Consider the following 22,196-nt stretch of genomic DNA (forward strand, 5'->3'; position numbering starts at 1 on the left):
TCCTGCCCCTTAGCCACGGACGCCATGACAGAACTCCTCATCGACCTTTCCGACATCCATCTCTCGCTTGGCAAGGGCGCCGCGCGCGTCGACATTCTGAAAGGCGTCGACCTTCAGCTTGCGGCGGGCGAGACGCTGGCGATCCTCGGGCCCTCGGGCTCGGGCAAGTCATCGCTCCTCAGTGTCATGGCGGGGCTCGAACGGCCCGATGCAGGGACCGCGAGGATCGCGGGCGAGGATCTGGCGGCGCTCGACGAGGACGGGCTGGCGCGGCTGCGCGGGCGGCGCATCGGCATCATCCTGCAGGATTTCCAGCTGCTCCCCACCATGACCGCGCGCGAGAATGTCGCGGTGCCGCTCGAGCTGGCGGGGGAGAAAGACGCCTTCGCCCATGCCGAGGCCGAGCTGGCGGCCGTCGGGCTGGCCGGACGCATGACCCATTATCCGAGCGAATTGTCGGGCGGCGAACAGCAGCGCGTCGCGATCGCGCGCGCGACCGCGCCGGGGCCCGACCTGCTGCTCGCCGACGAGCCGACGGGCAATCTCGACAGCCGCACCGGCGCCGATGTCGCCGACCTCCTGTTCGAACGCGCCAAAGAGCGCGGCGCGGGGCTGGTCATCATCACCCATGATCCCGCGCTGGCAGGGCGATGCGACCGCACGCTGCACATGCGCGACGGGAAGCTCGCCGAATGATCGGCTGGCGGCTGGCACGGCGCGATCTGAAGGGCGGGCGCGCGGGGCTCGGACTCCTGTTCGCCTGCCTTCTGCTCTCGGTGGCGGGGCTGGCAGCGGTGCTGAGCCTCGTCGCCTCGATGAACAGCGCCATCGCCGACAATGGCCGTGCGCTGCTTGGCGGCGACCTGCTCGTCAGCCAGGCGCAGCGGGTCGCGACCAGCGAGGAGCGCGCGGCGATGGAAGGCCTAGGCACGGTCAGCGAAGGCGTGGCGACGCGCGCGATGCTGCGCCAGGGCGAGGAGATCGCGCTCATCGACCTGCGCGGTGTGGACGGCGCCTTCCCGCTCGCCGGGACGCTCGAACTCGAAGGCGCGCGGCCCGCCAGCGATGACGAGATCGCGCTCGGGCGCGCCGTGGCGGCGCAGTTGGGGCTGGGGCTGGGCGACCGGGTGGCGCTGGGACAAGGCGACTATCGCGTCAGCGGGCTCATCGACCGGATGCCCGGCGGCACCTTCCTGTGGGCCCCGCCCGCGCTGGTGACCCCCGGAGGACTGGGACGCAGCGGACTGGTCGTGCCGGGCAGCCTCGTCGACTATCAATATCGCATTGCGCTTCGCAATCCGGCGGCGCTGGAGGGGGCGGAAGAAGAGTTGATCGCCGCGCTGGAGCCGATCGGCTGGGAAGCCCGCACCCGCGAGGGCGCGGGGCAGGGGACCCAGCGCTTCGTCGCGTTGGCGGGCGACATGCTGCTCGTCATCGCCATCGCTGCGCTGGGGATCGGCGCGCTCGGCATCGGCGCGGCCATGCGCGCCTTCGCCGCCTCGCGGCAGGCGGCGGTAGCGCGGCTGAAGCTGGTCGGCGCGCAGCGGCGCGACCTCGGCGCGATGCTGGGATTGGAAATCACGCTCGCGGTGGGGCTCGCCCTGATCCCCGCGCTGGCGATCGGCGCGGCGGTGCCGCCGCTGCTCGAGGATATGCTCGCCGAGCGCTTCCCCGTGGCGCCCGACACGGGGCCGCATTGGACGGCGCTGGGGCTGGCGGCCGCGGTGGCGATCGCGGTGACGGTGGCGGTGGCGTGGCGCCCGCTGGTCGCGGCATTGCGCACCCCGCCCAAGGCGCTGCTGCGCGCCGATGCGGGCAGCGGGCTTTTGAACGGCCGCAAGATCGACTGGCTGGTGCCGGTGCTGGCGGCGCTGGTGGCGATCGCGCTGCTGTTGCTGGGGTCGGACAATGCACGGCTCGCGGGGATCGCGATTGCAGGCCTGTCGGTGCTGGCACTCCTCTTCTGGCTGCTCGGCTGGGCCATCCAGCGCGCGGCCAAGGCGGCCGCCGGGCGCGGCGGGCCGGTAGCGCGATTGGGCGTGGCGGCGCTGCATCGCCCGGGCAATGCGACCCGCGCGCTGACCGTGGCGCTGGGGCTCGGCCTGTCGATCCTCGTCACGCTGGCGGCGACGAGCCAGAGCCTCTTGGGCGAACTCGACGGCGCCATCCCCGAGCGCGCGCCCTCGCATTTCATCACCGACCTGCCGCGCGGCAGCGAGAGCGACTTGCGCGCGCTGGTCACCGAGGCGATGCCGCAGGCCAAGCTGCGCGTCGTACCCAGCCTGCGCGGTTCGATCAGCGCGGTCGACGGGATCGCGGTCGCCGACCTGCCCGAGGACCGTCGCAGCTGGCTGACCAGCGGGGACCGGGGGCTGACCTATTCGGCCGCCGTGCCCGAGGGCAATGAGGTCGTCGCGGGCGACTGGTGGGGCGAGGATTATGCCGGCGCGCCGCTCGTCAGCCTCGAGGAAGAGGCCGCGCGCGATCTCCAGCTTGAGGTCGGCGACACGCTGACGCTCGCCATCGCCGGGCGCGAGGTCACCGCGACCATCGCCTCGCTGCGCAAGGTCGACTGGCAGAGCTTCGGCTTCAACTTCGGCATCGTTTTCGCGCCGGGCACGCTCGAACAAGCGCCGCATGTGCTGATGGCCACCATCGAGCCGCAGGGTGCCAGCGTGCCGCGCGGCTTCGAGGCGGGGCTGGCCGAGACCTTTCCGACCGCGACGACCATCTCGGTGGCAGGCGTGCTCGAGGACGTGCGCTCGATCCTGACCTCGCTCGACGCGGCGGTGCGCATTGCGACCCTCTTGGCGATCCTCATCGGGGTGGTGGTGCTGACGGGCTCGGTGCTGGCGACGCGCGCGGCGCGGGCCCGCGATCTCGTCTTGCTCCGGCTGGTCGGTGCACGGGGGCCGCAGCTGGTCGGCACCCAGCTGGTCGAATTTGCGATCCTCGTCGCCGCGGCGGTGTTGCTCGCCATCGGCGCAGGGCTGGCCTCGAGCTGGTTCGTCATCACTCGTCAGTTCGATATCGGCTTCGCCCCCGACGCCGCTGGAATCGCGGCGCTCGCCGGGGCGACCATCGTCGTGGCGATCGGCAGCGCGATGGCAGCGGTGCGCCCCGCGCTCACTCGCTCGCCACGCGCGGCCCTCAGGGCACATTGAGTGGCCCGATTGCACCACTTGCGTCCCAAATTAAGACTTTGGAAACCCTTTCGCGACCGCGGGCGTTGATGCGGGTTGAAAGGAAGTGCCGATGAGCCAGCCCGCGATGCATTATCACCCGGTCCATGACAGCGCCCTCGAGGGAAGTCGCGGCTATCATGCCGTCTATCGCGAAGCCGAGGTGAACCATTGCCCGGGCTGCGGTCGTACCCACTGGCTGGTGGGACGCACGTCGGCCGAGTGCGCCTTCTGCGCCACCGCGCTCCCGCTCGAAGGCTCGGTGTTCGACCAGGGCCGCGCCGAATTCGTCATCGCGCACCGCCCCAAGGCGCGCACGCACAGCGACGTCTGGGCGGCCTGAACCTACGCCTTTCCTAAACCGCTAGCGCGCGATGCGGCGCACCGGCACCTGCACATTGCAAATATCCACACCGCCCGCGGGGACGTCATAAAAGGCGTCGTCGCGGTTGGCGCGCACGCTGACATAGCGGGCGAAGGCGGTGCTGTCCTCGCGCAGCACCCCATAGGCGGGGCGGGTCTCGGGCGGCATCTGGCTGGCCAGTGCGACGCGCACGATACCGGCCGCAATCTCGCCCTCGGGATACATGCCGAGCGTCTCGGTGCCGCGGGTCAGCGAAGTGAAATGCTCCATCCCGTCGATCACGCGCCCGACGATGGCGATGTTGCGATCAAGGTGGCGCGGGGCGTGGCCGATGACGGCATAAAGCTCCTCGCCCGTGCCGGTATCGGGGCTGAGGTCGCGGCCGACGCCGACGGTGCCATAACAATGGGTGAGGCTCGCGGTGCCGTCGGCGTAGAGCGCGACGGGCCAACCATTGGCGAAGCCGACGGCGGCGGCATAGCTGTCGCGCATGCCGAAGGAGCGCACCGACAGCCCCTCGACGGGGCGGACATATTCGGCGGGCGGATTTTCCTCGACCGTAGCGGGTAGCTCGGGCGCATCGTCGCGGTGGCCCCATTGCACGACATAATTGTCCTGCACCCGATAGACGCTGGCGCCGGGGATCCAGAAACCCTCGCGCGCCATGGCCTGGATATTGGCGACATGGACGGGGGCGAAATCGCTGTTGAGTTCGATCGTCACCTCATCGCCATCGGCGAGGCCGATGACGAGCAGGTGATCAGGATCGATCGCGCGCCAGTCGCCCGCGGGCGCGGCGTCGGCGATCTCGTTGGGGGTGAGGCCGGCGACATCGGGGTCGGCTTGCTGGAACAGGAAGCTGGCGAGGGCGAGGCTGAGCATGGGACACTCCGGCAATCAGGGGCGACAGACGAGCGCGCAGCATGGCAGCGGCGGGGCAAAGCGCAAGAGGCTGTCGATGACGGGAGGGACAGCGGGTGGTCGTGACTTGTGCGTCACGGCGGCGTCAAAAGGCGGCAAAGCGGAAACTTTTGCTGATTTGGAGCATTGCTCGCCTTATGGAGATGGACGACACCCCCCGCCTTTCGCCGTCCGAATTGAGGACGATGGCGCAGACCAGCGCCGATCCGATCATCCAGCGCGCGCTCAAAACGCTTGCCGATGATTATGAGGAAGAGGCAGAACGCCCGGTGGACGCGGAGGATTGGTTTTGATCGATAAAAGTTGGTTGCCGCTGGTGATCGCGGCGGGCGTCTTGGCAGGATGCGGCGAGACCGCGCCGACCGAAGACAAGGACGTGACGGTGCGCAGCGAAGCGCAGAACCGGCTGTTCGACCTCAGCCCGGTCAATCGCGATATCGCCCTGAAGCGCGCGATCCGCGCCTCGGGGCTGCGCTGCGAGCGGGTGACGCGCTCGGGCTATGTCGCCGACTATGAAAATCTCATGATGTGGACCGCGAGCTGCGACGACGGGCGCGACTGGGCGGTCTTCATCGGCGCCGATGATTCGGCGCAGGTGCGCAATTGCGTCGATGTCGAGGCGCAGGGGTTGCCCGCCTGCACCATCACCCGCGCCGACAGCGAGGGGCAGAATGCGCCCGAACTGGGCGAGGTCGAACCGGGGTCGAACGAACCCTAGGCGTCGCCGGCCGGCGGGAAGCGCGCGATTTCGGTGAACTCGTGCGCGTTGCGGTGGCCGATCACGGGCACATCGCCCGAACGCACCCAGACATGCGCCTCGAGCCCGTCGTCGCTCCGGCGGGTGCCATAATGAACGACGACGTCGCAGCCGCGCCGCTCGAGCATGCGCTTGGCCGCGATCGCCTGGACGAAACATTCGGTCTTCCACGGCAGCCGACGGGCCCAGCCGCGAACCGCGCGCTCGATCATGTCGCGATCGCCGGGCGACACGCCGGGGCGGTGCGAGATGTGCGCCGGCACCAGCGCCACGAAGGGGCGGAAGCGCAGCGCGGCGACAGCAGCGAGATGATCGCCCAGCGCCTCCAGCTTGACCCGCAGCGGCAGCGGTGGCGGCGTGGATCCGCCGTGCGTCACGGCGCGCCGTCCGCGACCCATTGGGCAAAGGCGGCGGCGCTCATCGCGCGGCCGAGATGGATGCGATAACGCACGACCTGATCCTCATCGTCCCAGCCCGAGGCGGGCCAGTTGTCGAGTGCGCGCCGCATCGCGCGCACGTCGAAAAGCTCGGCACCGCGATGGCCATCCTCGAGCCGGTCGAGGATGCGCTTCATCAGCCCGGCATCGCGCAGCGCGGCGGCGCGCCAGTCGCCGCCCTGGATCGCGGTCATGCGCGGGTCGCGGATGTCGGGGGGCAGGCGCGGATCGAGCAGTGCGCGCTGGAGCCCGCGCGGCACGCCGTCGTGGCGGAAGATCGCCTCGGGCAGGCGCAGGCTGAATTCGACCAGCTCGCGCTCGGCATAGGGATCGACCAGTTCGATGCCGTTGCGCCGCTCGGCGGCGCGGTAGCGACCGGCGGGATCGACCTGCGCGATATAGTCGCGCAGCCGCCGCTCGGGAAAGGCGAGCCCATCGCCGGGATAATCCTGCCGCACCCCGAGCGCGATCTCGGGCGCCATGGCGGCCTTGATCCGCGCCGAGCGGGGATTGGCGAACAGGTCGCGCACATGGCGCCGTGCCGAAGGGCGGGCGAGCAGCCGGGCGAGCCAGTCGGGCGGTGCGGCGAGGAGCGAGGCGCGGATGTCGCGCCCGCCATTGGCGGCGATGGCGCGCGCCCAATCGCCCCAGCGCCGCGCCGCCGCCAGCGCGATGGTCGGTCGCATGCCATTGTGGCCGAGCGTGTAATTGCCCTGCAGCCCGTCGAAGATGCGCGTCATGCCGAGACTGCTGGCGAGTGCCTGGCAACCATCGACCCAACCGAGGTTGGAGGGGTTGTACATCGGGCGCTGATAGGCGGCATAACCCCAATTGAGCGCATCGCGCAGCCCGCTCGGCGCGGCGCGCAGGCGATGGTGCTCGCTCCCGCCCACGCTGCGCAGCCCGGCATGGGCGAGCGGATATTCATCGACCAGCTGGACCGCCGAGGGGTCGGCATGGGCGCTGGGCGAGCCGGTGATGGCGCGCGGCGTGCGCCCGAGATGCGCGAGCCGCGAGAGGATGACATTGCTGTCGATCCCAGAGGAGAGGAGCAGCGCGTCGCAATCACTGCCCCCGATGGCCTCGTCGAGCAGCGTAGCGGCGGTGTCGCGCGCCTCCTCGAAACCGATGTCGAGCGGCTCGAAGCTCGGCGTCCACCATGTTTCGTGGCGGGCGCGGCCATGCTCGATGACGACAACATGGCCGGGTTCGACGCGCGTGACGCCATCGAAGGGCGACCGTGGGCCTTCTTCCGGCAGGGTCAGGAAATAGCGCGCGAGCCACTGTTCATCGAGCCGCGGCGTGCCGCCGATCCGTGCCAACGGCAGGGCATCGCGGTCGAGATCCACTGCCTCGCCGTCAAGACGATAATGTAGCGCCTTGCGCCCGAGCGCGTCGCGGAACAGGAGGGTGCGGGTCGGGGTCTGGAGGATGCCGACGAAACCGCCGCGCAAGCCATCGAACGCCGTCCAGTCGAGCCGCGCGAGCCGCCGCGCGATGTCGCTGGCCTGCTCGGCGCTCGGCGGTCGAAGCGCGTCGAGCCACAGGCGAACATCATCGCCGGTGGCGAAGGGTGGGGGCGAGACGGTGTCGCGCCCGCGCTCGGTCCACGGCTCTAGACGGCGCGGAAAAAGAGGGGAGCTGCTGGTGCCGCTCAGCTGCAATTCATCGAACTGCCGCGCCGGGTATCCTGCCCTTCGCAGATGCTCGTGCCGGACATGCGCGCATGCTTGGCGGGCAGGCGATCGAGGCGCGGGGCCTTCCAGGGGGCTTTGACGGTGGTCTTCATGGGTCCTCTATACGCATCTTCGCCGTCAAAGCGGCAACAAATTCCGGCCGGTTACCTAGAGCGACGATAACGCCTCGTCTATGTCTATATATAACACCGCTTTCACCGACCTCAGCTCGCGCAGAGCTTGGCCTTGCCCTCCTTGCCCGAACAACCTTCGGCCGCCGGACCATTGCCCGGCATGCGCGCGGCCTTGGCCGCGAGCCGGGTCATGGTGGGCGCCGTCCAGGACGCTTTGGGGGTGGGTGGGTGTCGCATATCGATTCGGCAATATCGCTTCTAAACAGGTGTGCTTTATGAAGGGTTAAAGAGCGCGCGCGACCCTAGCGTGGCGATCGAGCTGCGCAAGGCTCTGCGGGCGATGCGAGACCATGAGGATGGCCATGTCGGGCGCGGCGGCGCGGATTTGCGCGAAAATCGCAGCCTCCGCCTCGAGGTCGAGCGCGGCAGTCGCCTCGTCGAGGAGGAGCAGGCGGGGCTGTCGCAGCAACGCGCGCACGAGCGCGAGGCGCTGGCGCTCGCCCCCCGACAGGGTCGCGCCATGTTCTCCCAAGGGGCGGTCGAGGTCGGGGCCGAAGCGCTCGCGCAGCGGGTCGAGGCCCAGCGCGCTAATCCAGCGGTTCGCATCGGCGGCGGCCGCCTCGGGCAGGTCGTCGAGCTCGAGCATGGCGCGCGGGGTGGTGCCGAGCAGGGGATCGTGCTGGCCGACATAAGCGAGCCCACGCGCCCAGTCGGGTCGGGCGGCGAGATCGATCGGCGCACCGTCGACCAGCAGGCGCCCGCCCAGCGGGGCGATGAGCCCGGCGATGGTGTCGAGCACAAGCGTCTTGCCCGAGCCCGAGGGGCCGGTGAGCGCGATCGCCTCCCCCGGCGCGATGGCGAGGTCGAGCGGGGCGGTGGCGATTTTGCTCGCGACGCCGGCGACGAGGCCCTCGACCTTCAATTCGCGCCAGTCGAGCGCCTCGCCCATATCGGCGGCGACCTCCGCCTGCGGTGTCGCCCGCGCGTCGGCTGCCGCGAACAATTCGGCAAGATCGGTAAAGCCCGGCGCATTGACCGCGACCGCCTGCCACGCATCGACCAGCGTGCGCAGCGGGCCGTAGAGCCGCCCGAACAGGAGCAGCGTGAGAATGAGGATGGCGGGGGCCACGTCGATCCAGAAGAGCCCGGCGGCCACCAGCCCGACAAGCGCGACAGCGGCGACCAGCTGGCCGACGAACCCCGCCAGCACCTGTCCCTCGTCGATGGCGATGAAAGCGTCGCGCTCCTCCGCCAGCCGGGCGCGGTAACGGTCGAGAAAGCGCGGCGCGCGGCCCTCGGCCAGGGCGGCCTTGAGGCCCGCGCGCAGCCGATAGGCCTCGCCGATGCTCTTGTCATAATGGTCGGCGAGCTTGCCGGCGCGGCGCTGGCTGGCGCGCAGGAAGGGCCAGCCGATGGCGATGCTGATGGCGGCGAGCGCCATGGCGAGGAGGGTCAGCGCCGGCGCCAGCGCGAGCGCGATGAGGCCCTGCACGGCAACGATGAACAAGGCGACCAGCCCGATCTCGACATAGGAGGCCGCCGCGCCCGCGCGCATGATGTCGACCTGCAGCATGCGTTGGAGGCGGGGCGGGCCCAGCGCCTCGGCCTCGCGCCAGCCGATGGCGAGCAGCGACACGGCGACCGCCTCGCGCAGCCTTGCGGGGTAGGATTGGCCGATGCGCGCGCGCTGGCGGGCACGCGCGGCGATCAGCATCGCGCGCAGGATCATCACGCCGAGGAACAGCGCCAGTAGCAGCTCGATCGGGGGGAGCGGTGGAAACCAGTCGGGCAGGCCCGCCGCCGTCATCCCCTCCGCTCCGCCCGTGGCAAGCGCGATGATGGGGACGAGGAGCGTGATCCCCACCCCCTCGACCAGCGCGGCGAGGAAGGCGACGAGGAAAAGGCGGCGAAGGCCGGGGCCCTCGCGGCGGGCGAGGTCGGCGACCAACGCGCGGCGGACCGCCATGCTCATGGTTCGACGACGACCAGTCCGGCCGCCACGGCCTGCTCGAGGAAGGGCAGGATATCGGCGAGGCACTGATCGGGCGCGACATCATGGCTCTGCGTGATGGCCTCGACCAGCGCGGCGATGGTGGTGCCGCTGCCGATGCGATCCCAGACGATCGTGGCGATGGGGTCGAGCCCGAACACTTCCCCCGCCTTGGGATCGAGCGCCATCAATTCGCCATCGACCCGCCCGGTCGGCACGGCCTGGTTCTGGCGGATGCGCGTGTCGGGGGTGAGGTTGAGGGGTGCCTTTGCCATGGCGCTGGGGTAAGCCCGCTCGTCATGCAGGGCAAGAGCGGCACAAGCGGCGGGCATCACCGCCATGGCGCCTTCGGGTTGCGCTTCGAGAGCAGCATGCTGCTGCCCGAACTCTATGCCGATACGTCGGGGGAGGCGCCCGACGTGCATATCACGATGCGCCGCGATGCCGCGCTGCGCATCGATGAGGAAACCGACTGGCGGCTCGAACCCGACGGAACGGTCGCGTTCGAACTGCATGGCATCCGCTATCGCGTGCGCGGCGGGCGCGAGATCGAGGTGGTCGCGCCGCGGGAAACGCCCGAGGCGATGATCCGCGTGTGGCTGCTTGGCTCGGTCATGGGGGCGCTGCTGCTCAAGCGCGGGATGCTCACCGTCCATGCCAATGCCGTCGCCTTTGGCGATGGCGAGGCGGCGGCCTTCCTCGGCGACAGCGGGGCGGGCAAGTCGACGCTGGCGGCGAGCCTGCGCGAGGCGGGGTTGAGGCCGCTCTGCGACGACCTGCTCGCGGTCGAGTTCGATGACGACGGCACCGCATGGGTCCGGCCCGGCATCCCGCGCATCAAGCTCGGCCCGACGGGCGCGGCAGCGCTCGGGATCAGCCTCGAGGGCTTGCCACGTGTCGCCCCGCAGATCGACAAATATCAGCTCCCGCTCGACCGCTCGGCGCCGTGGACCGAGCGGTTTCGCCTGACGCGGCTCTATCGTATCGACCAGGGCGAGTTAGCAATTGTGCCCATTAAGGGGCGCGAGGCGGCGATGAGCCTGCTCGACAACCTCTTTCGCCCGGCGATCGGCGAAGCGCTGGCCGACGATGATCGGCGTTTCCTGCAGGCGATGGCGCTGGCGGACGGCTGCGCCTGCTTTTCCTTCTCGCGGCCCTTCGCGCTCGACGAGGCGCTGCGGCATGCCCGTGCGCTGCAACAGCATCTGCAGAGACCGCTCGGCGCCTAGGCGCGCGCGTTGACGGCAGACAGCAAAAAACGCCCCCGAAAGCTCGGAGGCGTCTGATGCTGTCTCAAAAAGACCTGCGCGTCAGGCAGGCGCCGTGGCTTAGCCCTGGCGCGCCTTGAAGCGACGGTTGGTCTTGTTGATCACGTAGGTGCGACCGCGACGACGGATGACGCGGCAATCGCGGTGACGCGACTTGAGCGATTTCAACGAGTTACGGATCTTCATGATGCAAAACCTTGCAAAAAAGTGATTCTGTTTTTTCGGGAGCCGAAAAGTCTGAGCGCCACCTAGTGGCTGCTAAGCCCTGAGTCAAGCGTGGGCGGCGTCGGCGCGCGCTCGCCGCCGGGATCGAAGGCGTCGCCGAAATAGGTGCCCTCGTACCAGCGCGGCGGGGTCGCATCCTCGGCGATGGTCAGCGCGATGCGATGGTTCAATTCCGCATATTTGGCGAGCGCGTCCCAATCGAGCGCCTGGCTCAGATCATCGCCCGCCTTGTGATAGCGCGTGGCGAAGAAGTCGGCCCATTGCTCCTCGCCGCCATTGCCATAGCCGGTGAAGAGCAGGATCGCGGGCACGCCCATCTTGGCGAACTCATAATGGTCCGAGCGCACGAAGATATTCTGCTCGGGCATGGGATCGGGCGAGACGGTGATGCCGAGCGCGGCGCCCGCGTCGGCGACCTTTTCGGCGACGCTGTTATAGGGCGCCCCGAAGGCGACCACGTCGGTGAAGTCGTAGAGCGGGACGGGCATGTCGAGGTTCACCACCGCGGCGATGTCGTCGATCGGCACGATGGGATTTTGCGCATAATAGGCCGCGCCTAACAGACCCATTTCCTCCGCCGCGAGCGCGATGAAGCTGATCGAGCGGGCGGGTGCGACCTCGCGTGTGGTGAAGAGGCGCGCCGCCTCGAGCATGGTGGCGATGCCCGCGGCATTGTCGAGCGCGCCATTGTTGACCTTGTCCTCGCCCTCTTCGTTCACGCCGATATGGTCGAGATGCGCGGTCATCATGACATGTTCGCCCGCCAGCACCGGATCGGCGCCGCGCAGGTTGCCAATGACATTCGTGCCGGTGAAGCTGTCATGGGACGAGCGATGGTCGATCATCATCCGCGCCTCGGGCGCGCGCGGCAGCGTGATCGCCTCGCCCATCGCCGCGGCCATGGCGGTCTCGCGCAGGTCCATGCCGAACAGCGCGCTGGCCGCCTCGATGGTCATATAACCTTCCACGTCGAGCGCGCCGGGCTGGTCGGACGGGCGCCCGTCGGGGCCGATGACATCGACCACCTCATGGTTGCGCATATAGTTTATGAAGCCAGCGCCCTGCCCTTCGGGGGCGGCAAGCAGGTAGATGATGCCGCGCGCGCCCTTGGCGGCGGCGACCTGCGCCTTCGATCCGCCGAGATGCGCGTTGACGTCGCCATTGCCGCCGGGAACCGCGCCCGGCATCACGACCACGATCTTGCCCGCGACATCGAGGCCCGCATAATCGTCGATCCCGAGCAGCGGTTCGCTGATGCCGCGCCCGGCGAGGACGACGGGCGCGTCGATCATGACCTGTTCGCCTGCCACGCTGGGGCGCAGCGCGATGTCGCTATCGGCGAGCGCGACGGCCGCGCCGTCGCGGCTGGCGGCGATGCTGGTCTCGCCGACCTTCGCGCGCACGAAAGGCACCTCCTGGTACCAGCTGCCGTCATCGCCGCCGGGCTCGAGGCCCATGGCGCGAAAGCGGCTGACGACATAGAGCGCCGCGAGATCGTAGCCTCGGGTGCCGGTCTGGCGCCCTTCGAGCAGATCGTCGGCGAGGAATTCGACATGCGCGCGGACCATGTCGCTGTCGGCGCGGATGGTGGCGGCCTCGGCCGTCATGGGGGCGGGGGTCTCGGCGGCAGCGGCCAGCGGGGCGGCGGCGGCCAGCGCGGTGCCGGCGGCGAGGAGGAGGCGAAGGGTCGTCACGGGGCGTTCTTCCTGAGCAATCGTCAATGGCTGGCCCGCTCCATAGGCGCTCGCAGGTGGATGCGGAATGAATTTCGACAAGCGGACGCGAGGCGCGGGTGAACGCACGGGGTTTCCCTTGGCTGTCGCCTTGCCTAGGAAGGGGCGAAATTTCGATCATTACAGGTGTAGACACAGCCATGACCCTTTCCGTCACCAGCGCTTTCGACAGCGGCAACATCCGGCTCGTGAGCCAGCAGGACGACCGGCTCGAGCTCGAGATCGTCAAGGACCATCAGAGCGATTTCTACCAGTGGTTCCACTTCAAGCTGGTCGGCGGCGCGGGGCGCGAGGTCGAGCTCGCCATCACCAATGCGGGCGGCGCGGCCTATGTCGACGGCTGGCCCGGCTATGAAGCGCTGATGAGCATCGACCGCGAGGAATGGACCCGCGTCAAGTCGACGAGCTACGAGGACGGCACGCTGACCATCCGCCTCGTGCCCGACACCGACTGCGTCTATCTCGCCTATTTCGTGCCTTATTCGATGGAGCGCCACCTTGACCTCGTCGCCACCGTCGCGGCGCTGCCCGATGTCGACTATCGCAGCCTCGGCAAGACGATCGACGGGCAGGACCTCGACTATTTCCAGATGGGCGAGGGCGATCTTGTCGTGTGGATGTATGCGCGCCAGCATCCGGGCGAGAGCCAGGCCGAATGGTGGATGGAAGGCATGCTCGAGAAGCTGACCGATCCCGACGATCCCGTCAGTCGCAAGCTGCTTTCCGAATGCACCTTCCACATCGTCCCCAACATGAACCCCGACGGGTCCAAGCGCGGGCATTTGCGCACCAATGCGGTCGGCACCAACTTGAACCGCGAATGGGACAATCCGACCGAAGAAAAGAGCCCCGAAGTGCTCTATGTGCGCAATCGCATGGACGAGACGGGCGTCGACTTCGCGATGGACGTGCATGGCGACGAAGCGATCCCCGCCAACTTCCTCGCAGGCTTCGAGGGCATCCCGAGCTTCGATGAGAAGCAATATGACCTGTTCAAGCAGTTCAGCAGCCTGCTGGTGGCCAATTGCCCCGACTTCCAGGAGGAAAAGGGCTATGAGGTGTCCAAGCCGGGCGAAGCAAACCTGTCCATGTCGACCACCCAGCTGGCCGAGCGTTTCGGCGCGGTGTCGATGACGTTGGAAATGCCCTTCAAGGACAATGACGACCTGCCCGACCCCATCTACGGCTGGTCGACCGAGCGCTGCAAATATCTGGCGCACGGCTGCCTCAATGCCCTCGCCCAGCTCGTCCCCGACCTGAAAGCCCGCAAGAAAGGCTGATCGCCCATGACCGCCAAGCTGATCCTCGTCCGCCACGGCCAGTCGCAGTGGAATCTCGAAAACCGCTTCACCGGCTGGTGGGATGTCGACCTCACCGACAAGGGCGTCGAGGAAGCGAGGAGCGCGGGCGAGGTGATGAAGGCCAAGGGCATCGCGCCGACCCGCGCCTTCACCTCGGTCCAGACGCGGGCGATCCGCACGCTGCACCTCGCGCTCCATTCATTGGGGCGGCTGTGGATCCCCGTGACCAAGGACTGGCATTTGAACGAGCGCCACTATGGCGGGCTCACCGGCATGAACAAGCAGGAGATGCGCGACAAGGTTGGCGACGAGCAGGTCCACATCTGGCGCCGCAGCTTCGACGTGCCGCCGCCCGCGCAGGAAGCGGACGACAAGTACCGGATGGACGATGATCCGCGCTATGCCGGGATCGACGTGCCCGCGACCGAGAGCCTCAAGGACACGATCGCTCGCGTCCTGCCTTATTATCAGGCGAACATCCGACCCCACCTGGAGGCGGGCGAAACGGTGATCGTGTCGGCGCATGGCAACAGCCTTCGCGCGCTGGTAAAGCACCTATCGAACATCTCGGATGACGACATCACCGGACTCGAAATCCCGACCGGCCGTCCCATCATCTACGAATTCGACGAAGCGATGCAGCCCTCCGACCGGCGCTACCTCGACGAGGCCTGAGGCGTGGACGGGCGAGCGTTCCTCGCCTAAACGGGAGCGATCCGGCCCCGCCACGGGGCGCGAACACGGGGGCTATATACGTGGACGTCGGTATCATCATGGGCAGCCAGTCCGACTGGGAGACGATGGCGCGCGCCGCCGCGATCCTCGAGGAGCTGGGCGTTGCACACGAAGTAAAGATCGTCTCGGCGCATCGCACTCCCGACCGGCTCTACGATTATGCCAAGGCAGCGCGCGGGCGCGGTTTGAAGGCGATCATCGCGGGCGCGGGCGGGGCGGCGCATCTGCCCGGCATGGTCGCCGCGCTGACCCCGGTGCCGGTGCTCGGCGTGCCGGTGCGCTCCAAGGCCCTGTCGGGTCAGGACAGTCTCTATTCGATCGTTCAGATGCCCGCGGGCGTCCCCGTCGCCACCTTCGCCATCGGCGAGGCGGGCGCGGCCAATGCGGCACTGTTCGCGGCGGCGCAACTGGCGGTGAACGACGAAGCGCTGGCCAAGCGACTGGACGATTGGCGCCAGGCCCAGACCGACAAGGTCGAGGAGACGCCCCGATGAGCGAACTCAAGCCACTGCCCCCCGGCTCGACCATCGGCATCGTCGGCGGCGGACAATTGGGGCGGATGCTGTGCCTTGCCGCGCATCGCATGGGCTATCGCACCCATGTCTATGCCCCCGATCCCGCGCCGCCCGCGAGCGCCACAGCCTCGCTCTACGTCTGCGCCGATTATCAGAATTCGGACGCGCTCGCAGCCTTCGCCGCCGAATGCGACGTCGTCACCTACGAGTTCGAAAACCTTCCCGTCGCGCCCTTGGACGCGATGGAAGGCAAGCTTCGCCCCGGCACGCGCAGCCTCGCCATCGCGCAGGACCGCGCGGCGGAAAAGCGTTTCATCGAAGAGCATGGCGGCACCGTCGCCAGATGGCGTCCCATCAGCGAACCCGGCGATTTCGACGGCATCGGCGAGGACATCGGCTTCCCGCTCGTGCTGAAATCACGGCGCCTCGGCTATGACGGCAAGGGGCAGGCGTGGGTGCGCGAGGAAAGCCAGCTGCTCGACGCCTGGGACGCCATCGGGCGCGAGCCCGCGGTCGCCGAGGCGGCGGTCGATTTCGGCGCCGAATTCTCGATCCTCGTGGCGCGCCGTGCCGATGACGAACTCGCCATCTGGAACGCGCCGCGCAACATCCACGACGGCGGCATCCTGCGCCGCTCCGAGGTCCCGGCGGGCGATCCGGTCGACGAGCATGTCGAGGCGGCCGTCGCCATCGCTGCCAAGCTGGCGATGGAGCTGGGGCATATCGGGGTGATGGCGGTCGAATTCTTCGCCACGCCCGAGGGGCCGATCGTCAACGAGATCGCTCCGCGCGTCCACAATAGCGGGCATTGGACGATCGAGGGATCGCAAACCAGCCAGTTCGAACAGCATCTTCGCTGTATCTGCGACCTGCCGCTCGGCGATCCCGCGCTGGTCAGCCCACGCGTCACGATGGACAATCTCATCGGCAACGACGTGGACCTGTGGGCCGACCTGCTCGCCGAACCGGGCGCGCATCTTCACGTCTATGGCAAGCGCGAGGCCCGCCCCGGGCGTAAGATGGGGCATGTGACCCGGCTGGGCTAGACGCTCTATCCTAGGGTGCGTCGACTTCGGGGGCGCTGCGCGTCTCGAAGGCGATGCCCGCCGCCTCCAGCTGCGGCGCGACCGTCTCGGCATCGCCGACGACGATCCAGCGAAAGGCCGCGGGGTCCAATGCCGCGCGGATCGCGCGGTCGAGCCCCTCGCTTGTCTGCGCGCCAAGCCGCTCGGCGAGCGTTTCGTAATAGTCCATCGGCCGCCCGACCTCGACATTGTTGCTCATCCCCTGAATGAGCGCCGCGCTCATCTCGAAGCGGCCGGGGAGTTCGGCGATTTGCGCGGCCTGAGTCCGCGCCAACTCTTCCTCGCTCACCCCCGCATCGGTGAGGAAGGCGTGGGTCTCGGCGATGATCGCGCGCAGGCTGTCGGCGGTGCGGTCGGCCTGTACCGGGGCGCGGAGCCGGTAGAAGACATCGGCGCTCGATCGGATGACATAGCCGCGCGCGCCATAGGACCAGCCCTTCTCTTCGCGCAAATCCATGTTGATGCGCCCGAGGAAGCTGCCCCCGAACACTTCATTGGCACTGAAAAGATCGGTCAGCTCGTCGCCCGGCGCGACCGGCAGGATTTGCGCGGCGAGGATCAGCGACTGCGAGGAGCCGGGGCGATCGACGAGAGTCACGTCGGGGCCCTCGGGCCGCGCGGGCCGCGCCGCAAAGCGCTTGATGCCGGCGGGAACCTCATCGACCGTCCATCGGCCCAGCCGTTGTTCGAACATCGCTTCGACCTGCGCCGTGTCGAGGTCCGAGACCACGAAGATATTCGCCCGTTCGGGTCGCAGCCAACGCGCGTGGAAATCGCGCAGGTCGTCGGCATCGATCGCGGCGATGGCGTCGGGGTCGCCGTAAGGGCTGCCGCCATAGGGATCGGCCGGGTGATAGAGGATGGCGGGCAAGAGATCGTTGGCGACGCCGTCGATGGTAGCGAGCGTGCGTTGCCGCGAGGCGAGTAGCTGGCCACGCACGCGCTCGATCGCCTCAAGGTCGAAATCGGGGGCCCGCAACATGGTCGCCAATAGATCGAGGCTGGCATCGAGATTGACCGTCAGCGCGCTCATGCTCGCGACCGTCTCGTCGAGCGCCGTGCCGAAGTCGATCTCGGTGCCGAGCGCTTCGCTGCGCTCCGCGATCTCCTGCGCGCTCAAGCCGCCGGCGCCTTCGTCCAGCAGCGCCTCGACCATGGCCGCGATACCGCGCTCGTCGGGGGCTTCGGCGGCGCGTCCGGCGTCAAATTCGATGAGGACCGAAGTTACGGGAAGGCTGGAGCGGCGGGCATGGTATAGCGTGGCGCCATTAGACAGCCGCACCGAGGCGACCTCGGGAAAGTCGAGCGCCGAGGTCGGCCCGATGGGCGGGATCTCGCGGATGGTGCGGGTCGGCGGGCTGGGCGATGCGGCTGTATCGCTCGACGCCTGCGACGGGGCCTTTTCGAGGGCATCGACCGTCTCCGGCTCGCCCGGCAACAGCGTGAGCGTCAAGGTCGGCTGCTCGAGCCAGCGCGCGGCGGCGGCGCGGACCGCCTCGGGCGTCAGTGCAGCATAAGCGGCGAGATCGGCGGCAAAGTGCCCCGCGTCACCATGATCCAAATAGCTTTCGGCCAGCCGTGCGGCCTTGCCCTCGCTGCCCCCGACTTGCTCTAGCCCGCGTACCTCGGCGGCGATCAGGTCCGTCACCGCCCGCTCGACTTCCTCGGCGCTCGGTCCCTGCGTGACAAGCCGGGCGACCTCTTTCTGCAACGCCAACTCGAGGGTGTCGAGCGAGGTGCCCTCACGCGGCTCGCCGCCCACGCTGAACAGCCCGACATGCTGATATCCGATATAGCCCGCGAAGGCGAAGTCGGCGATCTCGCGGCGGCGGACGAGCTCGGCATCGAGGCGGCTGGAGGCGAGCCCGCCGAGAACCGAGCCCGCGATGTCGAGCGCGGGGCGATCGGGATCGGTGCGCGGGGGCATGGGCCAGTAGATCGTAACGCGTGGGCGCGCGACGCCGTCGGTCACCTCGACCCGCCGCGATTGCTCGAAACTGGGGACCTCGGCCACGATCGGGGGTTGGGCGGGACCTGTTGGGATTGCCCCGAAATAGCGTTCGACCAGCGGGCGAGCGGTGGCGGCATCGACATCGCCCGCCAGCACCAGCACGGCATTATCGGGCCCATAATGGTCGATGAACCACTGGCGCACGTCGCCCAGCGTCGCGCTGTCGAGATCCGCCATCGAGCCGATCGTCTCGTGACCGTAGGGATGGTCCTTGCCGAACATCTCCTTCAGCAGCACGCCCCAGGCGCGCGCGCCGGGGCGATTGTCGCGCTGCCGTTTCTCGTTCTGGACGACGGCGCGCTGGGTATCGAGCTTGTCCTGCGTGACCGCGCCCAGCAGATAGCCCATGCGATCGCTTTCCATGAACAGGATGCGCTCGAGCGCGCCGGTCGGCACGTTCTGGAAATAATGGGTGCGATCGAATTGGGTGGTGCCGTTGAGCGACGTCGCGCCGATGGCGTCGGTCCATTCGAAATAGTCGCCCGGCAAATTCTCCGAACCGTTGAACATGAGATGTTCGAACAGATGGGCGAAACCGGTCTTGCCGGCGGGCTCGTCCGTCGAGCCGACATCGTACCAGACGCTGACCGCGACGATGGGGGCCTTGCGATCCTCGTGCACGATGACCGTGAGGCCGTTGTCGAGCGTGAACGTCACGTGCGGGATGGCGACCTGGTCGGCGAGGGCGACGAGCGGTCCCGGCGCGGCTGGTGCCTGTGCCTCAATGGGCGCGGGCGCAGGGGCAGCGTTCGGCGGCGGCGTGACCGCGCAGCCGAGCAGGAGCGCGCCCGAGGCGACGATCCACGCCTGCCGCAAGAGTCGAGGCACGATAATGTTCGGGACTTTCAGCACGTTGCCGTGCTCATGCCCCGAACATTCCTTCACCGCAATATCCCTCTTCGACGAGGGTGCGCGTCGGTTCGACCGACGCCCGGGGGTCAACGGTTCGGGCGCAGATCCTCGTTGGGAATGATGCGATAGCGCGCCTCGACGAGGCTGAAGATGCCGAACAGGATGAGCCCGATGCACAGGAGCGTGAAGAGCGTGCCCGTGTCCTTGAGGCTGGTCAGCGCGGCGGCGAGGCCCTTGGCCTCCTCGCTGTTGCCGACCGCCTGGATGACGAACCATCCCGAGGTGATGAAGACGATGCCGCGCGCCACATGGCCGAGCAGTCCGAACCAACCGACGAAGGGCGGCGTGCCGGCGCCCAGCCCGCGCAGGAACTCGCGCGTGATGCCCTTCTTGATCTGGTAGAGGCCGGCGATGAGGATGCCCGCGCCGGTCGCATAGAGCAGCCAATCGGGCGCGATGGCGGCGGCTTTTTGCGTGCCGTCACCCGAACCGCCCGACCCGAACAGCGTCTTGCCTGCCAGATAAGCGAGAACGAAATAGCCGAACCCGCCGACGACATAGAAGAAGCGCTTGGCCTTGCCGGTGGCGTCGTCGTCGAAACCCTCGAGATTCTTCACCGCGTCGAAGATCTTCCACAGGCCATAGCCGAAGGCGCCGAGCATGATGATGCCGAGCAGCACGCTGCCCGCTGGAAGGTCCTCGACCGACTTGAACAGGTCCGACGTGCTGTCGGGCGCTTCGGCGGACAGCGCGACATAGCCGAGGAGGATGTAGATAAGCCCGCGCGCGACATAGCCGACGCGGGTCCAGTTCTCGAGGCTGGAGGCGGTGGATTCCAGTTCCGACGTAGTGACCATGCGTGAAAACTCCCTGTTGTCTTCTGGCAGACGAGCGGGAAGCCGTGACGGTTCCGAAAATGCTGACAGGCGCGCCAACTGCTGCTAGCTGGCGTGGCAGATTGGCGCGGGACCCGTCCGCCGCCTCCCAGCTTGACTGAAGATTCGCATGGCAGACCTCGAAAAAATCCGTAATTTCAGCATTATCGCGCATATCGATCATGGCAAGTCGACGCTTGCCGATCGGCTCATCCAGGTCACTGGCGGGCTGACCGAGCGCGAGATGAAGGCGCAGGTGCTCGACAATATGGAGATCGAGCAGGAGCGCGGGATCACCATCAAGTCGCAGACCGTGCGGCTCGACTGGGTCGCGGCGGATGGCGAGACCTATGAATTGAACCTCATGGACACGCCCGGCCACGTCGACTTCGCCTATGAGGTGTCGCGCAGCCTCGCCGCGTGCGAGGGCGCGCTGCTGGTGGTCGATGCCGCGCAGGGCGTGGAAGCGCAGACGCTCGCCAACGTCTATCAGTCGATCGAGCACGACCATGAGATCGTGCCCGTCATCAACAAGATCGACCTGCCCGCCGCCGAGCCCGAAAAGGTCAAGCTGGAGATCGAGGAAGTGATCGGCCTCGACAGTTCGGACGCGGTCGAGGCATCGGCCAAGTCGGGCATCGGCATCGAGGCGATCCTGCAGGCCATCGTCGACAAGATCCCGCACCCCAAGGGCGACCGCGACGCGCCCTTGAAAGCCATGCTGGTCGACAGCTGGTACGATCCGTATCTGGGCGTCGTCATCCTCGTGCGCGTCATGGAAGGCAGCCTGAAGCGCGGGCAGCGCGTCAAGTTCATGCAGGCGGGCACCGAGCATCTCATCGACCGCGTCGGCTGCTTCACCCCCAAGCGCATCGAACTGGACGAGCTGGCGGCGGGCGAGATCGGCTTCATCACCGCGCAGATCAAGGAAGTCAGCCAGACCGCGGTCGGCGACACGATCACGACGGTCAAGAACCCCACCGCCACGCCGCTGCCGGGCTTCAAGGAAGTGCAGCCGGTGGTGTTCTGCGGGCTGTTCCCGGTCGATGCGGCGGAGTTCGAGAAGCTGCGCGAGAGCCTGCACAAGCTGCGCCTCAACGATGCGAGCTTTTCGTTCGAGATGGAAACCTCGGCGGCGCTGGGCTTCGGCTTTCGCTGCGGCTTCCTCGGGCTGTTGCACCTCGAGATCATCCAGGAGCGGCTGACCCGCGAATATGACCTCGACCTCATCACCACCGCGCCGAGCGTCGTCTATACGATGCATTTGTCGCACACCAAGACCGAGGATGCGAAGGTCATCGAGCTGCACAATCCGGCGGACTATCCCGACGTCAACCGGATCGAGCGGATCGAGGAGCCGTGGATCAAGGCGACCATCTATACCCCCGACGAATATCTCGGCGGGATCCTCAAGCTGTGCCAGGACCGGCGCGGGATCCAGAAGGACCTGACCTACGTGGGCGGGCGCGCGCAGGTGGTCTACGAACTGCCCCTCAACGAAGTGGTGTTCGATTTCTACGACCGGCTGAAGTCGATTTCACAGGGCTATGCGAGCTTCGATTATGAACAGATCGGCACGCGCGAGGGCGACCTCGTCAAGATGAGCATCCTCGTCAACGAAGAGGCGGTCGACGCCTTGAGCATGATCGTCCACCGCTCCACCGCCGAACAGCGCGGGCGCGGCATGTGCGAGCGGTTGAAGGACCTCATCCCCCGCCACCTGTTCAAGATTCCCGTCCAGGCCGCGATCGGCGGCAAGGTCATCGCGCGCGAGACGATCAGCGCGATGCGCAAGGACGTGACGGCCAAATGCTATGGCGGCGACGCGACGCGCAAGCGCAAGCTCCTCGAGAAGCAGAAGAAGGGCAAGGCGAAGATGCGCGAGTACGGCAACGTCTCCATCCCGCAGGAAGCGTTTATTGCGGCGCTGAAGATGGGGGATGAAAATTAGGATCGCCGAGCAGAAGGCGGCGATTGCGCGAGCAATCGTGCCTTCTGTCGAGAGACGATCCTAAGCGGCCGGCGGGTCGGCGCAGCCGGACCCGTTCGACGACGGCAGGCCGCCCTGCCGTCGCTTGCAGCAACCTAATACCAGAGGGCTTTTTTCATTGCTTTCGCACCGTCGGAATATACCT

At 67.8% G+C, this 22,196-nt stretch carries 21 protein-coding genes; 11 read left to right on the forward strand and 10 right to left on the reverse strand.

Annotated features, from left to right (window positions below; translation table 11 throughout):
- The first annotated feature begins 24 nt into the window (after nt 1–24).
- The 3 genes from NUW51_RS11515 (at nt 25) to NUW51_RS11525 (ending at nt 3,525) form a co-directional block, all read left to right on the forward strand.
- A complete protein-coding gene (locus NUW51_RS11515; RefSeq protein WP_265587659.1) occupies nt 25–696 on the forward strand; it encodes an ABC transporter ATP-binding protein in 672 nt (223 codons plus the stop codon).
- Nucleotides 693–3,164: an ABC transporter permease gene (locus tag NUW51_RS11520; protein ID WP_265587660.1), complete on the forward strand. Its 2,472-nt coding sequence runs from the start codon at nt 693–695 to the stop codon at nt 3,162–3,164. Before NUW51_RS11515 ends, NUW51_RS11520 begins: the two co-directional genes overlap by 4 nt.
- Before the next feature lie 91 nt (nt 3,165–3,255).
- Entirely contained in the window at nt 3,256–3,525 is a 270-nt protein-coding gene (locus NUW51_RS11525) for a hypothetical protein (protein WP_265587661.1), read from the forward strand.
- A 21-nt stretch (nt 3,526–3,546) separates the two neighbouring features.
- Here the strand turns inward: NUW51_RS11525 and NUW51_RS11530 are convergent, their stop codons facing one another.
- Nucleotides 3,547–4,428 (reverse strand): peptidylprolyl isomerase, encoded by an 882-nt coding sequence (locus NUW51_RS11530; protein WP_265587662.1) that lies wholly within the window; start codon nt 4,426–4,428, stop codon nt 3,547–3,549.
- Nucleotides 4,429–4,610: 182 nt separating this feature from the next.
- On the opposite strand from NUW51_RS11530, the gene NUW51_RS11535 reads away from it, so the two are divergent.
- A complete protein-coding gene (locus tag NUW51_RS11535; protein WP_265587663.1) occupies nt 4,611–4,760 on the forward strand; it encodes a hypothetical protein in 150 nt (49 codons plus the stop codon).
- Nucleotides 4,757–5,185: a hypothetical protein gene (locus NUW51_RS11540; protein ID WP_265587664.1), complete on the forward strand. Its 429-nt coding sequence runs from the start codon at nt 4,757–4,759 to the stop codon at nt 5,183–5,185. The genes NUW51_RS11535 and NUW51_RS11540 overlap by 4 nt, the downstream gene beginning before the upstream one ends.
- On the opposite strand, the gene NUW51_RS11545 is transcribed toward NUW51_RS11540, so the two are convergent.
- The 5 genes from NUW51_RS11545 to NUW51_RS11565 all read right to left on the reverse strand — a co-directional run bounded on the left by NUW51_RS11545 (nt 5,182) and on the right by NUW51_RS11565 (nt 9,736).
- Nucleotides 5,182–5,601 (reverse strand): lasso peptide biosynthesis B2 protein, encoded by a 420-nt coding sequence (locus NUW51_RS11545; RefSeq protein WP_265587665.1) that lies wholly within the window; start codon nt 5,599–5,601, stop codon nt 5,182–5,184. The genes NUW51_RS11540 and NUW51_RS11545 overlap by 4 nt on opposite strands.
- Nucleotides 5,598–7,325, reverse strand: a complete 1,728-nt coding sequence (locus NUW51_RS11550) for an asparagine synthase-related protein (RefSeq protein ID WP_265587666.1) — start codon at nt 7,323–7,325, stop codon at nt 5,598–5,600. Before NUW51_RS11550 ends, NUW51_RS11545 begins: the two co-directional genes overlap by 4 nt.
- Entirely contained in the window at nt 7,316–7,450 is a 135-nt protein-coding gene (locus tag NUW51_RS11555; protein WP_265587667.1) for a hypothetical protein, read from the reverse strand. The genes NUW51_RS11550 and NUW51_RS11555 overlap by 10 nt, the downstream gene beginning before the upstream one ends.
- Before the next feature lie 304 nt (nt 7,451–7,754).
- Nucleotides 7,755–9,443 carry an ATP-binding cassette domain-containing protein gene (locus NUW51_RS11560; protein WP_265587668.1) on the reverse strand — a complete coding sequence of 563 codons (1,689 nt, stop codon included), beginning with the start codon at nt 9,441–9,443 and terminating at the stop codon, nt 7,755–7,757.
- Entirely contained in the window at nt 9,440–9,736 is a 297-nt protein-coding gene (locus NUW51_RS11565) for a PqqD family protein (protein ID WP_265587669.1), read from the reverse strand. The genes NUW51_RS11560 and NUW51_RS11565 overlap by 4 nt, the downstream gene beginning before the upstream one ends.
- A gap of 24 nt (nt 9,737–9,760) precedes the next feature.
- Here NUW51_RS11565 and NUW51_RS11570 point away from each other — a divergent pair, with 24 nt between their 5' ends.
- Entirely contained in the window at nt 9,761–10,690 is a 930-nt protein-coding gene (locus NUW51_RS11570) for a phosphoenolpyruvate carboxykinase (ATP) (RefSeq protein ID WP_265587670.1), read from the forward strand.
- A 99-nt stretch (nt 10,691–10,789) separates the two neighbouring features.
- On the opposite strand, the gene ykgO is transcribed toward NUW51_RS11570, so the two are convergent.
- Nucleotides 10,790–10,915, reverse strand: a complete 126-nt coding sequence (gene ykgO, locus NUW51_RS11575) for a type B 50S ribosomal protein L36 (protein WP_006833921.1) — start codon at nt 10,913–10,915, stop codon at nt 10,790–10,792.
- A 62-nt stretch (nt 10,916–10,977) separates the two neighbouring features.
- The gene (locus tag NUW51_RS11580; RefSeq protein WP_265587671.1) at nt 10,978–12,648 is read right to left on the reverse strand and encodes a M20/M25/M40 family metallo-hydrolase; all 1,671 of its coding nucleotides are present in this window, start codon (nt 12,646–12,648) and stop codon (nt 10,978–10,980) included.
- Between the two features lie 179 nt (nt 12,649–12,827).
- Between NUW51_RS11580 and NUW51_RS11585 the strand changes: the two genes are divergently transcribed.
- The 4 genes from NUW51_RS11585 (at nt 12,828) to NUW51_RS11600 (ending at nt 16,284) form a co-directional block, all read left to right on the forward strand.
- Nucleotides 12,828–13,967, forward strand: a complete 1,140-nt coding sequence (locus NUW51_RS11585; RefSeq protein WP_265587672.1) for a M14 family metallopeptidase — start codon at nt 12,828–12,830, stop codon at nt 13,965–13,967.
- 6 nt (nt 13,968–13,973) lie between these two features.
- Complete coding sequence (gene gpmA / locus NUW51_RS11590) at nt 13,974–14,663, forward strand: 2,3-diphosphoglycerate-dependent phosphoglycerate mutase (protein ID WP_265587673.1); 690 nt, start codon at nt 13,974–13,976, stop codon at nt 14,661–14,663.
- A 98-nt stretch (nt 14,664–14,761) separates the two neighbouring features.
- Nucleotides 14,762–15,217 carry a 5-(carboxyamino)imidazole ribonucleotide mutase gene (purE, locus tag NUW51_RS11595; protein ID WP_407696357.1) on the forward strand — a complete coding sequence of 152 codons (456 nt, stop codon included), beginning with the start codon at nt 14,762–14,764 and terminating at the stop codon, nt 15,215–15,217.
- Complete coding sequence (locus NUW51_RS11600; protein WP_265587674.1) at nt 15,214–16,284, forward strand: 5-(carboxyamino)imidazole ribonucleotide synthase; 1,071 nt, start codon at nt 15,214–15,216, stop codon at nt 16,282–16,284. Before purE ends, NUW51_RS11600 begins: the two co-directional genes overlap by 4 nt.
- Nucleotides 16,285–16,294: 10 nt before the next feature.
- Here the strand turns inward: NUW51_RS11600 and NUW51_RS11605 are convergent, their stop codons facing one another.
- Nucleotides 16,295–19,162: a M16 family metallopeptidase gene (locus NUW51_RS11605; protein WP_265587675.1), complete on the reverse strand. Its 2,868-nt coding sequence runs from the start codon at nt 19,160–19,162 to the stop codon at nt 16,295–16,297.
- 110 nt (nt 19,163–19,272) lie between these two features.
- On the reverse strand, nt 19,273–20,043 hold the full coding sequence (locus NUW51_RS11610; RefSeq protein WP_265587676.1) for a DUF1206 domain-containing protein: 771 nt from the start codon (nt 20,041–20,043) through the stop codon (nt 19,273–19,275).
- Between the two features lie 148 nt (nt 20,044–20,191).
- Between NUW51_RS11610 and lepA the strand changes: the two genes are divergently transcribed.
- Entirely contained in the window at nt 20,192–22,012 is a 1,821-nt protein-coding gene (gene lepA / locus NUW51_RS11615; RefSeq protein WP_265587677.1) for a translation elongation factor 4, read from the forward strand.
- Nucleotides 22,013–22,196: the final 184 nt, after the last annotated feature.

It is taken from the genome of Sphingomicrobium arenosum (genome assembly GCF_026157085.1).
GTDB lineage: Bacteria > Pseudomonadota > Alphaproteobacteria > Sphingomonadales > Sphingomonadaceae > Sphingomicrobium > Sphingomicrobium arenosum.